This is a genomic window from Paenibacillus sp. B46(2026) (genome assembly GCF_056786355.1).
In genome coordinates this window covers 6790183-6803670 of record NZ_CM165907.1, presented here as the reverse complement: position 1 = coordinate 6803670, position 13488 = coordinate 6790183, and the positions used below count along the sequence as shown (strand labels likewise).

Below are 13488 nucleotides of genomic sequence, written 5' to 3'. Positions count from 1 at the left end.
TGATATTTCATTATATTGTACCAATCCTTTATTTATGCAGCAATAACTTTTACTTTGTTTCAGGAGGGCTAAGAGTTGTTTATAGTGGTGGTATTGGACAAGAGCAGAAAACAAAAATCGTGTTCATAAAATCGCTACAATCTATCATCCAAACACTATAAGAACCGACCGGAATCCAATAAATTATCTCATCCGTATATAAATTGATGTTAAATGACTCCTGCTCATACGGGCCAACCGTAATGTCGTGAAGTTACCTTCTGCGTCCAGTGAGACGATAACATCCTCGATGTGCTGTGGTCTTTTTCCGCCAGTCTGAACTTTTAAAGTCAACGCCTTCCCGGCTTCACTATTGAATTTCCCTTTTACAGTCAAAGTATGATCAACATGGAACTCGGCAACCATCATTTTATCTGATAGTACATCCGGTTTTTCATACACTTCTGGCTCAGGCATCGGTGGAAGTTGGGATATCGGCGTGTTGCCTTTAGGACGACCACGCAGGCTCTCAAGTTTAAGATATACATTCTCGAGCAGTTGGGCGGCTTCCCCACGAGTAATAAAATCAGAGCCGCCAAAACCGGACAACCTACTGTCCTGTTTCCCTTTCATATAACCCATACTGTACATTTTCATAACCGTTGAACTTTACGCCGTCGCTGATGAGAACAACTCCGAGACCTTCAGTCTTGTGATCGGCGTCGCCCGTTTTGCAATGTTATGGATTCCATCCAGTGCAAAGTTACGGTCAGCAGCGATTTTATAGGCAGCATCCGCCCAATGCTTCGTTACTTTTGCTCCATAAGCAGGGATATCCACTTTGTACGTCTTCAGCAACATTGTCCAAAACTCAGCTTCACTTACATAAGCATTTGGGCGAAAGGTACCATTGTCATAACCCGTCATTATGCCGTTTGTCATCGTCACCGCGATAGTACATCTCTGCCAGATGCCACACATCTGCAGCGTCTGTTTTAACTTTGCGTAACTGCGTTCCCTTGGCTCGCTTGGATTGCAAGGGGTTCACAATGTAGTAGGTGTAGCCACTCCGATTCAGACAGGACACCAAGGCACGATGGTAATGCCCAAGTCGCCTCCAAAACGATCACTGGAGCAAAACCCGTTTCGGTTTGAAGCGCGCCTAGCATCTCCGTGAATTGTTCGAATCCACTCGCAACATACACAATGACTATAGCTTTGCCAACGGGCTCATTTCGTTTTGCCGGTCCTTTCCACGCTGGTTCCAAACCCACAGCTTCGCTTGTTATACGGGGTCAACTGCCCCTACCAGCCCAAACATGATCTTTTGGAGGTCGTGGGAGAACTGTTTTTGTTACGAGGTCCTTGCCCCTTTAGCCGCCACGTTCTCCCGGCTCCCCCCATCGTAAAACGACCACAAAAAAAGGCCAACCAGTGATTACTGGCTAACTGATAATACGAAAAGCCGGAGAGCCGCACCAGTGAAACTGTTATTTAAGGATAGAGCCTGGTACGTTGAGGCCTGCAGGAACTTCTCGTGCAGAGGTTAGAGTTAAAGAAATGCCGAGGATTCCTTTGGTAATTAAAAATAGAACCGGGCGGGAGCCTATCGCATTGTGTATGAGTTTAAGGAAGATGACATTTTGCAAAAGAAGGACGGGTCTTTTCGCGTCACTTCAGATATGCCTTCCGGAGAATGGCTTTTTCAATATCTTCTATCCTATGGAGATTTACTGGAAGTTATTGAGCCGGTATCTCTCAGGCTGGAGATGAAAAACCGCACGACCAAAATGGCAGAAAAATATTTTATATAACTAGACATGCTGCTGTCAGGTTATGTTGATTAAAAGGGAATCAGTCCCTTCGCTTCCTAGACCGAGTAACTCAGGGAAAGTTGATCACCAATCCGTTGATAAGGGGGTCATCGATTGATTCCATTGGGCTGGCTCCTATGTGAGTTAACGATCAAAGATGCCTTCCAATGTACTAAATATCATCATCAATAGGAAAATAAACGGTAAATGTCGTACCTTGACAAGGCTCGCTGACGACTCGGATGAACCCGCCGTGTGCTTTTACAAATTGATGAGCGATCGATAATCCGAGTCCCGAGCCGCTTGTATGCCTCGAACGGGATTTCTCCACGCGATAAAAACGATCGAATAAGTGTGCCAGTTCTTCGGCCGGAATACCGATGCCGGTGTCTATCACTGAGACACGTATATAGACTGCATTCCGGTCTACGACCTTGTCTTCCATGACGACTGATACTTTGCCGCCTTCCGGCGTGTAGCGGATTGCATTGGTCAACAAATTAATAAACACCTGAGTAATCCGTCTGGCATCGGCCATTATGGTCACCCGCCTTGAAATCGTATAGAGACGAATGTCCAGCCCGTTTTCTTCTGCTTCGTATTTCACGTCGTCCACGATTCGTTCAAGATGTGCACTCAGATTGAGCGGTTTGCGATCGAGTGATAATCGGCCGGCTTCTGCAAGCGACAGGACATGAAGATCATCTACAAGCAGGCTCAATCGGATCACTTCATCGTGAATCCGAAGCATTTCTGGCGGGACATGATGACCGGCCTGCTGATAATTTTCTAGCTTAAGCTGCATAATGGATAGCGGCGTGCGAAACTCGTGAGCGAAATCCGCCACCAATCTTCTTCGGGCATCTTCGGCTTCCCGTAGGCGAAGCGTCATATCGTTGAATGTCTGGATGACTCTCCCATATTCGTCTTTAGATTGGACAGGAACGCTCACCTCCAGATCTCCTTGCGCTACGCGTTCGATAGCGGCAATGAGCTTTCGAAGCGGACGCGTCAGAATCCCTGAAATCCACAAACTGAAGATTAGGCCGATGGCTACGAAAATGACCCATTTTCCAAGCCATATCAACTTCATCTTACCAATAACGTAAGCTTTCAAGATCTCGATTTGCTCTCCGGGTGAGACTTCCACAAAAGCTGCGCTGATTTCTTCCTCACGAAATTGATCGAACAAGGATTCCAAGTTAACTCGATTGTTTAAGGAATATGCGCTGCCGATAATCAAAACGAGAAGTCCCATGTAGACAAATATTTTTTGGCGTACCGTCAATGTCATTATTGTTCACCGAATCGGTAACCGAAGCCGTATACAGTTTGAACGTAACGAGGATTGGCCGGATCGTCTCTCAGCTTGCGGCGAAGGTTCCGAATATGGGAGTCCATCGTTCTTTCGTAGCCCATATATTCGTCCTGGAGTGCGGTTTTTAATAATTGCAATCGGCTGAATACCATTCCGGGATGCGCAGCCAGCGTATATAAAATTTTGAATTCTGTCGGTGTCAGTTGGATCTCCTGGCCGTCCTTGAGCACCTGACATTTGGCCTCGGAAATGATCAGGTTGTCTCGTTCCAAGAACATCGATTTATCTTCAGGCCCGCGCAGGCGGCGAAGTAAAGCCCGGATGCGCGTAGCGAGCTCGCGCAAGCTGAACGGCTTCGTCAAATAATCGTCCGCGCCGATTTCCAGACCGACGATTTTATCCGATTCATCCGATCGGGCCGTGACCATAATAATGCCGCAATTCGAGAATTGTCTGAGCTCGCGGCATACGTCGATGCCGTTTAACTCCGGGAGCATCCAATCAAGCACGACGACATCAGGCCGTTCACACCTGGCAAGGGTGAGCGCTTCTTTGCCTGTACAGGCAGTCACTACTCGAAACCCTTCCCGTTGCAGATAGGTTTGCATCTCCTCCAGCATGAACGGTTCGTCCTCCACCAGCAGTAATTTGGCTTCCATTCCAATCACATCTTTTCAAGTTAGTCTTTACCTAAAATTATACCGTTATTTACCAGACTGGTGAAGAAGCAGTCCTCGGAAAAAGAGGAGGATCTGCATAAGATCTCGACATTTATGAATTAAAATGGATACCAATGAACCGCAACAGCCTTAGCCTATCACAAGAAAAGAGAAGGGTGAGTGAAATGTGGCCTATTTAGTTGCATTAGATGACGGACACGGAATGAGTACACCTGGTAAAAGAACGCCGAAATTTCATGACGGCTCGTTCATGCATGAGAACGAGTTTAACCGGGCGGTGGTTGCAAAATGCAAAGCCCATTTGGAGCGATGCGGAATCAATGTGCTGCTGACCGCACCAACCGATGAGGATATCCCGCTGCAAGTAAGAACGAGATTAGCCAACGAGCAGAAAGCAACCATTTTCGTCAGTGTACACGCTAATGCATTAAGTGAGACATGGGGCACACCTAGAGGGATTGAAACGTTCCATTATCCTGGCTCTGTGAATAGCCGAAGATTGGCCGGAATTTTGCAAAAGCAATTGTTAAAAGGCACTCCCCTGGTCAATCGCGGCGTGAAGGAGGGAAACTTTCATGTGCTGCGGGAGACGAGTATGCCGTCTGCTCTAGTGGAGTGCGGGTTTATGGATAACTCAGACGAAGCCAGGCTGCTGATGAGCGACCAATACCGGTCCGAATGTGCCGAAGAATTAGCGCAAGGCATTTGCGAATATCTCGCGGTCCCTTACTTAATCGAACAACAGAAATTTGAATCGCTTTCCGTCAACGAATGCCGTATTGAAATAAACAATAAGCCGTTGAACGTCAGAGGGGTTATTCGGGATGGGAAGTCGTTCATACCCGTTCGAATTCTGGATGACTTGCCTAATACCACAATAGGTTGGGACAACAATAGTAAAAAGGCAACGATAAACGGACAAACCATGGAAACGACAATCGTTATTGTGAACAAAGGATTTGTTCATTCCGTGGAAGCAGCGAAAGCGATCGGGTATCAGGTCGAGTGGGATGCTCGAACCTTCACCGTGAAGCTTCCAGCTCCGGTTAAATAATTGAAAATCTAAGGAGGGAATTCATGACAGTTCAGCCTACTTATCACTGGCAGTTCGATGAAAGAGACGGGTCTGTAGCAACAGACAGAGTAAATGGGATCAAAGGAAATTTTCAGCGCGTCTCGCGAGAGGGACATGGCCGCATTGGAAGGGCCATCACCATACGTGGCAATGAGTCTCTTATTAATTTTGGCAACGTGGCCGGTCAGTTCGGAACTGACGATTTTACAGTTGCTTTTGGCATGAAATTCAATGACAGACATGGCGAGGATGATCTCGACATCATCGGCAATCGATCGGTGAGCGGGCATGGTAATTGGTTCTCCGTGAGGCAGCTAAAAACAAAAATACTCTTTGAAGTGGATGAAGATAACAAAGCAAAAAATTACGCATCTGCCCAGACTAAAGACCTTCTCCAGCATAAAAAATGGCATCATATAGCTGTTGTTAGAGAAGGGCGAACGATCAAGATATACATCGATGGGGAGCTGGCGGCAGAAGGGTCATCACCAACAGGCGTCGCCAATATTAACAACGGTAAGAATCTGAGGCTGGGCGATTGGAAGAGAGGCGCTGCGGTCGCGCAATACGAAGATCTTCGCATCTACCACACTGCTCTTAATGCCGCACAGGTCCAAAGCCTGGTGACGCCGGTGAACCGGCACTTGCGTGCAGGTGAAATCGAGCTGGTCGCTGTTGATGATGCAGCCGTTATTCTCACGCAGGATGCAGAAGACTTGACTCGATTGTCGCCAAATTTTCAAAGGCTAAGGCTTGGTCCAAATACAGGTGCTACACTATATAAACAAGCCAATTTTGACGGAGTGGCTCAAAAGCTATACGCTGACCTCTCGGAAATCAGATTCTCGAAGCTGGCTGACTTCCCAAGATCGATCCGTATTTGGTCGGCAGACCTACAGCCTTTTACGGGGAAGTGGATCATCAAAGCGCCAAATGACCAGTACTTGAGTCTGGGGCAATCCTCCCTCACGACAGCGCCCCGTCAATCAGAGAACGAGCTGTTACGCTTCCACTTCAATCCACTGTACGATAAGCCTCAACTTATTCCGGGGTCCGACGAGGAAAGCGCAGATTTTGTAATAACACAAGGGGCGGAACCAGATTTGCTATTTGTTGATTATTCAGACAGTAACCATTCACAGTTCTCTATCGTCGATGAGGCGCATAGTAAGTGGCTGAGACTGAGTGTTGACAACACGTTCAGCTGGACCGAGCAGCAAGATGAGCGCTCATTGTTCGCCAGTGTCGTCAAAATGGCTGATCATGAAGGGCAAGTCGGCACCCTGTCGGCAGGGGAAGCTGCCTTTTATGAGCACCGAGCCTATAACGGGAAAACCTGGATTCTGTCTGACAGTGCTGTTAATCTTCCAGGCAGCTTTACGAGCTTTCAAGACTTCCCGGGTCTGGATAATAAAGCGTCGTCCATTCGATTGGGACCAGATACGGGCGTGACCTTGTTTGTTAATGAAAACTTCAATGTAAAGGAAGCCAATCGGGAGAAGGAAATAGCGGATATTGTCGACAACGTGCAGGACCTAAAGGAGTCACAAATAGGTAATGATGCGATCTCCGCTGTCAAAATCTTTCGAACCGTCGCACCCGAGGAGGTCCTGACCTCTTATACAGCCACGCTTAGTCAGGACTTTAGAATGGCGGGCGACGAACTTGAAGAGTTTTCATCGTATCGAACGATGCTTAAGTTCTCACCTGGCGCCGGCGAGGTGGAGATCTCGGCGACCGATCTGATCGAGATTGAAGTAGAGGGAACCACCTATGAGATAGACGAGGAACGATCTGTTACGCTAATGCCAAATCTATTGAACAGCATTATGATTACCTCTGAAGCCGATGGCCTCAACACCCCGGGGCTAAAGATCTGCACCAGCGAAATGGCAGCAAATGAGCGAGTTGTTATTTTCCCGAATCGAGAAGTTCATCGACAGCTTGCCGAGCTGGAAGACGATGCGCTGTGGAATGCGAAAGATGCCAATGGCAGCCTCATTGTCGATCAGAAGGCGCATAGCAAGGCAGATGTCGCTAGCGTACAAAGCACCATCAAGAGGGTGATGGCTAATATAACCTATGCTGAGGCCCCTGTTAGGAAGGGAAGCAAGAGCAGCGGTATTCAGTCAGCCGATCGGGTTGTTTCCAGCGATGCCATCCATAACCCCTGGATGCTCAAGTTCGAGCCTGCCGTTAACGGTGCTAAGCCGACCACTGCGAAATCATTAACGTCCGGTTCGTCCGCGGCCGCGGTTCGCATCCGTGAAGAAGAGATCAGTGAGGATGACTTTAAAAAGCTGCTTAATCAGGCTGCTAACAGTGGAGTAACGACTCAGAATCAAGTTTTATTACGCGCCGGCCGAGGCTTGTTTTCACGAATAAAAGATACGGTCAAGAAAGCCGTCTCAGTCGTGATCGGTACTGCCAAAAAAGGCTTTCACCTCATTGTCAGGACCGCTGAGGGTCTGATTGAATTTGTAGTTGATACGGCTGAAATGGTAGGGGAGTTTATTGAAGCGATTGTCGAAAAGGTTGTTAAGGGCATCAAGCAATTTATCCAGTTCTTGCAGTTCCTATTCCAATGGGATGATATTCTAAAGACGCAAAAGTATCTGGTGGGCTCCGTGAACGCAGCCTTCGATTTCGCTGTCAAACTGGCAGAGGATGCCAAACAACCCGTCTCCGACTTCGTAGACAACATGCAAGATACCGTGGAGGAAAATATGAACATCCTGGTACGGACACTGGGCGGTGAGCCTTCGGAGGCACGATCCTCCCGGTTCGAGCTTCCTGAAGCTGCCGAGTGGTTTCTCTCTAAGCTATTGGGAGGCTCCAGGCAGCCTGGTGCCAGCCCAGTACCCGCTCTTGGGATGAATGTGGGTGGAGATTCGCCGTTAGATCAATACTTCTCGACCTTCGCTCAAGGAGCTGGAGACAGAACGGACATTCTGCTGCGAGCATTCGAAGGAGTGAAGGACACGATTGAGGGAATTATTGCGAATCCTCTTAAGCCGCAGCAGGCGCTGGTCGTTATGATTCAAGCCATCAGAGATGTCGTCATTCAGGCTATGGAGCTGGTCGAGGATATGGCTCTTGGGTTTCTGGATCTGGTTAAGGAAATGGTTACCCTCTTTCAAGATTTGCTTACCCGCGAGATTAAGATTCCTTTTATTTCGAAGCTGTTCGAGCGGATCGGTGCAGGGAAGCTAACGCTGCTCAATCTATCAGGCTTGCTGCTTGCGATCCCGGTCACCATCGTATCAAAGCTTGCCTTTAACCAACAACCGTTTAAGGATGCGTCAGCTCCTGACTTTTCGGCTCAAGTAGCAGCGGGTTCGGAAGTGACTGTATTCGATAAGTCATCTGCCTTACAATTGATGGAGAATGACGAGAATGCTTCTGATACAGGCAATGCTTCTGATCCCGAGCCTTCACGCGAAAGCTTGATTCGCTCATGGGGGATTGTTGTGCTGGTAACAGATGCTATTAACGGTTTAATCACTACTGGATTAGATGCCGTCTCGGAAAAGAAAGATGATCCACTTGAAACAAGTGGAAGTTTCGGGCTGGAAGTCATAAGCTTGCTGCTCAGCATCTTTAGCTGGCAGGCCAACTTTGTAATTGCCGATATCCCAGTGCGTAAGGGCGATGAGAAAGAAAATAGTGAGCTAGCGCGCTCCGAGCGTATTTTGCACTACTATCGGGGGGCTGTGTTGATGTTAGATTCACTGTTTGTGTCTATTGGCTCAACTCTGGAACAAAAAAACATGCAGCGTATGAAGCGCAGAGACAAGGAGATCACCTTGTTTTTCTGGGTGCTCTCCATCGTTGATGCGGGGATGGCTATCCGTTATCTGGTGGCTCTTCCCAACAAGGATAAGCCTGGCTTGGAGATCGCGAATGAGACGGTGTCCTGGTTGCCTAATTTGTTGTGTCCTCTGCGGTTTGACGATAGAGGTGCTATTGTTCTTGCCGGAGTTGACTTTGTCGCAACTGTCGTCAATACGGGAATTGGGGGGAAGCTGCTCGCTAACGATCTGAAAGATTTGTAGGACGTTCTGGTCGGCTTCGACGCCGATGCCTTCGTCAAGTCGTGTAAGTCAAAACCAAGTGCCTGTTTAGCTTCTGAATAATTCAATTCGTTCGACGACGGAATATAGTTTCAGCGATATCTCGGGACACTGGGCTGAGGCAAGAATTAAACAAGCTTCAAGCAACGGCATCATCAACGGTTATCCGGACGACACTTTCCGACCGAATGCCAATATAACACGTGCTGAGATGGTAACGATGGTTGCGAATACGCTCAAGGTAACTACTAAAGGAAATGCCTCAACGTCTTTTGAAGATGAGAAATCTATTCCTGTTTGGGCGAAAACCTCTGTGGCAGCTCTGAAGGAACTTGGCCTTGTAGAAGGTATGGGGAACAACAATTTTATACCTAAATCACCAACCACCAGAGCAGAGGCTGTTGTTATATTGATGAACATGTTAGAGCTGTTATATGTATGAAGGAAATAAAGACACCCCGCAGGGTGTCTTTATGTTTAGCCAGTACTAACCATACATCTCCTCTATCAATCTCCCAACTTTTTTACATACATTTAATATAATCTATGACTTTTATGAATTGAACTATGGTAAAATATTTCAGGATCTAAAATTGGAGAGGGGTTTTGTCATTCATGTCTTGGAAAAAAGTTCTGGGCAAAAGCACAATTCGTATCGCTACTACTGCACTACTACTCACGCAACTATTGGGCGCAGCGGGTTCTGTCTCTGCCGCAGGCGACGATGTAGAAGTACACTTGATTGGAATCAATGACTTGCACGGTCAGTTAGACACCACATCGATGGTTGGTGATAAAAAGGCAGGATCTGCTCCAATTCTAGCAACCTATCTCAAAGAAGCTCAAGCTAAATATGAACACTCCCTGCTCTTCCATAATGGAGACTCTGTTGGTGCATCTGCTCCAGTCTCATCTCTGGATCGTGATGAGCCTACGATGGAATGGATGAATATGATGGGCTTTGATGTAGCTTCTCTGGGCAATCATGAATTCGACCATGGTATCGCTGCATTAAAAGCACAAATCTTTGGTGGCCTTGATCCAAAAGAAGGCAAGGTAACTCATGCTGGTGCAAAATTTGATTATGTCAATGCAAACGTTATTGAAACTGCTACTGGCAAAACATTGATTCAGCCCTATGTGATCAAAGAAGTGGGCGGAGTCAAAATCGGATTCATCGGATTAGTGACGAAGTCTACACCTGCTAAAGTATCCCCATCGGGCACCGCTGGCGTGCGTTTCTTAAGCGCAGAAGAAGAAGTTGAAGCTGTTAATAAATATGCCAAAGAATTGCAGGATAAGGGTGTAGAAACGATCATCGTGTTGGCGCATGATCCAGCAACCACCAAAGAAGGTGTAACCACTGGAGAAGCGGCTGATTTGGCAAAAGCATTACCAGCAGATTCCCCTGTTGATGTTATCGTTGCAGGTGACAATCATGCTTTGGCTAACGGTGAAGTGAATGGAAAATTGATTGTTCAAGCTTATTCATATGGTACGGCATTTGAAGATATCAAGCTGATGATTGACCCTGCAACTGGGGATGTAACCGAAAAATCAGCTGCGATTACAACGACTTTCCAAGAGGATGTAAAAGAAGACCCTGAATCTTTAGCTATTATTAAAAAATCATTGGACAAGCATCCTGAGCTAACGAAGCCAGTAGGTACAACAGATGGTTCCGTTACTCGTACAGATGCTTATAATAACGAAGCCCCTCTGGGTAACCTGATTGCAGATGCAATGCGTCAAGCAGACTTTGGTGATAAGGCAAGTGCTGCTGACTTTGCATTTATGAATCCAGGTGGTATCCGTGGCGATCTGCCAAAAGGTGATGTGACCTTTGCAGATTTAGCCAAAATCCAACCATTTGGTAATACTCTGGTGAAACTGGAGCTGACTGGCGAACAGGTTAAAACCTTGTTACAGCAGCAATGGGGTACCAACGCTGACGGTACACCAAACACCAAAACACTACAAATCTCTGGTTTAAAATATACTACAGATTTCAACAAACCCGTTGCAGAACGCATTACGAGTCTTAGTCTGGAAGATGGAACACCCATTGATTCTGCAAAAACATATACAGCTGTAGTAAACAACTTTATGGCTGCAGGTGGAGACAACTATAAAGTGTTGCTGGATGCTAAATCATCCTTGGCAGGTCCTATCGATCTGGATGTTTTCTACCAGTACATCGTAGATACGTATAAAGGCGGTAGCATCGAAGCTGAAAATGAAGGACGTATCACAAACGTGGCTGCATCTACCGAGCCAACAGAAACACCTGTAACTACAGAAGTCATTTCTCGTGCTGAATTTGTAAGTGCTCTGGTCGACATGTTGAAATTAAATGAAGTAACTACAGCACCTGCATTTAAGGACGTCGCTGCTAATGCTACATATGCAGATGCGATTGCTGAAGCTACGCATGCTGGATTTATTCAAGGTTATGGTGGAAACTTCTATCCTGATCGGGATATCACGCGTGAGGAAGCTGCCACAATTCTTGCTAAATTGTTAAAAAATCCAGCTTCTGATAAAGATGCTGCTACGATTATTGCTAGTTTCGAAGATGGGAAATCCGTGTCTGCTTATGCAATTAAGCCTATGGCAAAACTGATTGACAAAGGTATTCTTGGTGGAACAGATAAAAAATCGCTCCAACCTAAACAAGGTCTTTCGAATAACGATGCCAAAGCTTTAATTGAAAAAGCCGTTGCAGCAAAAGCTTCATAATCTAGAACTTATTCAAATCTTGTATTAAAACATGAAAAACACATCCTATTGGGAGAATGCCATACCCAATTTAGGATGTGTTTTTTCAGCTTCGGTTACATAAGCATTCGGGCGGAAGGTCTATTCATCTTGGCGTATAAAAGTTTTGGGTATAATATGTTCCGAAAATGCCAACGCCAAGACGCTGGAGGTTACCGTTCAGCATATTTTTGCGATGCCCGGAGGAGTTCAGCCACCCATTATGTACGTCCATGGCATCAATGTACCCATGAGCTATATTTTCCGCTGCCCAGGAGTATGTAACGCCATCGGCCTTCATTCGGTCGAATGGAGACTGCCCTTCTGGATTACTATGATTGAAATATTCCCGTTCACTCATGTCTTGGCTATGCTTCCTCGCTGTTGCAGCGACATGGTCATCCCACTGCAGGAGACTGATGCCATTCTTCTGTCGAAATACATTGGAAAGGTCGAACACTTGCTTCTCCATGGCGCGTGTCCGTTCTTCACGATTACCAGCTTCAGAAGCAGGGGTTCCAGTTGCGGTTGTAAGCCTATTACTTACCAGAATAGCATCTACTTTCTGATTACTGAAGGTATCCAGATAATATGTTATATCCTCGAACTGCTTACTCGTCATATACGATTTGCTAGAAGGGTCTATTTGTTCCCCGATTAGACGCGATAACTCGCTTACGGTGATGCCGTCCTGAATACCATTGTCCGAGTGCCATACCCCTGGTGCATTGGAATATAATGCGACGACTTTTCCGCCCTCGATGCCTATTTGAGCATACTTGGCATAATCCTTGTTGTAGATATACCAAGTGAACCCATACCCACTTGCGTCTTTCCGGTCAGGTTGGCCGATCTTGTCGATGACAGCTGCTTCGGAGTCACCTAATGAAATTTCGAGCAAGGTAAGGCCTTCTGTTGTTACTTTTGATAGTGAGGGCAACTTCTCTTTCACATTTTTGAGTAAGGTTACCGCTTCAGCACGGGTAATCGTGTCCGATGCCCCGAAGCCGCTTACGGTATTTGAGGTCTTCCCATTGGCAAGCCCGTGATTGAGCAGATATTGAATCGCGGTGGTTGTATCTGTTTTTTGGCCGGAAGCGGCATACGCAATCAATGCAGCAGCTTCACCTCTTGAATATGCAGCTGACGATCCTTCGTAACGGACTGGCCATCCCATCGCATATGCAGTTTCATAATATGAGGTATACCAACGGTCGCTAGAATCGGCGGAATGGAGCGTAATCTCATCCTTATACAACCGCATCAACATTGCCAGGAACTCCGGCTCAGTTACGGCAGTAGATGGACGAAAGTTCCCCTGTCCGTCTCCTTGGGCAAGTCCATTGTCAATAGCCCAGCTAATACTTGCATAACCCCAATGCTGTTCCGGCACGTCTTTAAATTGCGGCTGGCCTGCTGCCTCTGTAACAGCTGCCATGGATAAACTTAGCATTACAGATAATGCAGTTGCAGTCGCAAGTTTGTTTATTTTCTTCATCTTACAGCCTCCTCAATACTATAGAGTTATTTGGCTATCGCTTGTATGACAGGAGTTTACAAGCTTATAACCGGGTCGTTAGACAAGGTGGACATTGCGAAAAACTTCCCCTTAATGAATGTCGGATGTTATAACTCTTTTCTTTACTAGAGGCGTAATTTCACTTGCACCAACATGGTCTGGCCGTTGTTTAGAATTTGTATAGGTTCGTATATTAAAATAGTTGAACACGCTATGTAAATTATGCTCATTTTGTAATTTTCTGTTGTAAGTGTTGAAGAGCATGAAGGAAAG

Annotated in this window: 11 protein-coding genes and 2 pseudogenes; 7 read left to right on the top strand and 6 right to left on the bottom strand. The window is 46.5% G+C overall.

Features of this window, described 5'->3' with window-relative positions; translation table 11 throughout:
• Positions 1 to 183 precede the first annotated feature (183 nt).
• Genes AC1S8V_RS30115 through AC1S8V_RS30105 form a run of 3 tightly spaced genes read right to left on the bottom strand, consistent with a single transcriptional unit; the run spans position 184 to position 1066 of the window.
• Positions 184 to 636, bottom strand: coding sequence for a hypothetical protein (locus AC1S8V_RS30115; protein WP_482071932.1), 453 nt, complete (start codon positions 634 to 636; stop codon positions 184 to 186).
• A gap of 12 nt (positions 637 to 648) precedes the next feature.
• Complete coding sequence (locus AC1S8V_RS30110; protein ID WP_482071931.1) at positions 649 to 921, bottom strand: S-layer homology domain-containing protein; 273 nt, start codon at positions 919 to 921, stop codon at positions 649 to 651.
• Positions 893 to 1066, bottom strand: a complete 174-nt coding sequence (locus tag AC1S8V_RS30105; protein ID WP_482071930.1) for an IS110 family transposase — start codon at positions 1064 to 1066, stop codon at positions 893 to 895. The genes AC1S8V_RS30110 and AC1S8V_RS30105 overlap by 29 nt, the downstream gene beginning before the upstream one ends.
• A 364-nt stretch (positions 1067 to 1430) precedes the next feature.
• Between AC1S8V_RS30105 and AC1S8V_RS30100 the strand changes: the two are divergent.
• Together AC1S8V_RS30100 and AC1S8V_RS30095 are read left to right on the top strand one after the other, a co-directional pair.
• Positions 1431 to 1529, top strand: a pseudogene (locus AC1S8V_RS30100) (WYL domain-containing protein); the annotation flags it as partial.
• A 66-nt stretch (positions 1530 to 1595) separates the two neighbouring features.
• Positions 1596 to 1793, top strand: coding sequence for a WCX domain-containing protein (locus AC1S8V_RS30095; RefSeq protein WP_482071929.1), 198 nt, complete (start codon positions 1596 to 1598; stop codon positions 1791 to 1793).
• 172 nt (positions 1794 to 1965) lie between these two features.
• On the opposite strand, the gene AC1S8V_RS30090 is transcribed toward AC1S8V_RS30095, so the two are convergent.
• Entirely contained in the window at positions 1966 to 3051 is a 1086-nt protein-coding gene (locus AC1S8V_RS30090) for a sensor histidine kinase (protein ID WP_482071928.1), read from the bottom strand.
• A gap of 35 nt (positions 3052 to 3086) precedes the next feature.
• The gene (locus tag AC1S8V_RS30085; protein WP_482071927.1) at positions 3087 to 3770 is read right to left on the bottom strand and encodes a response regulator transcription factor; all 684 of its coding nucleotides are present in this window, start codon (positions 3768 to 3770) and stop codon (positions 3087 to 3089) included.
• Positions 3771 to 3957: 187 nt separating this feature from the next.
• On the opposite strand from AC1S8V_RS30085, the gene AC1S8V_RS30080 reads away from it, so the two are divergent.
• The 5 genes and pseudogenes from AC1S8V_RS30080 (at position 3958) to AC1S8V_RS30060 (ending at position 11678) form a co-directional block, all read left to right on the top strand.
• Positions 3958 to 4845, top strand: a complete 888-nt coding sequence (locus AC1S8V_RS30080) for an N-acetylmuramoyl-L-alanine amidase (RefSeq protein WP_482071926.1) — start codon at positions 3958 to 3960, stop codon at positions 4843 to 4845.
• A gap of 23 nt (positions 4846 to 4868) precedes the next feature.
• Complete coding sequence (locus AC1S8V_RS30075) at positions 4869 to 8921, top strand: LamG-like jellyroll fold domain-containing protein (protein ID WP_482071925.1); 4053 nt, start codon at positions 4869 to 4871, stop codon at positions 8919 to 8921.
• 73 nt (positions 8922 to 8994) lie between these two features.
• A pseudogene (locus AC1S8V_RS30070) lies at positions 8995 to 9141 on the top strand (S-layer homology domain-containing protein); the annotation flags it as partial.
• Between the two features lie 18 nt (positions 9142 to 9159).
• The gene (locus AC1S8V_RS30065; RefSeq protein WP_482071924.1) at positions 9160 to 9381 is read left to right on the top strand and encodes an S-layer homology domain-containing protein; all 222 of its coding nucleotides are present in this window, start codon (positions 9160 to 9162) and stop codon (positions 9379 to 9381) included.
• Positions 9382 to 9554: 173 nt separating this feature from the next.
• The gene (locus tag AC1S8V_RS30060) at positions 9555 to 11678 is read left to right on the top strand and encodes a 5'-nucleotidase C-terminal domain-containing protein (RefSeq protein ID WP_482071923.1); all 2124 of its coding nucleotides are present in this window, start codon (positions 9555 to 9557) and stop codon (positions 11676 to 11678) included.
• Between the two features lie 124 nt (positions 11679 to 11802).
• Here AC1S8V_RS30060 and AC1S8V_RS30055 read toward each other — a convergent pair whose 3' ends face one another.
• Entirely contained in the window at positions 11803 to 13194 is a 1392-nt protein-coding gene (locus tag AC1S8V_RS30055; protein ID WP_482071922.1) for a CAP domain-containing protein, read from the bottom strand.
• Positions 13195 to 13488 lie beyond the last annotated feature (294 nt).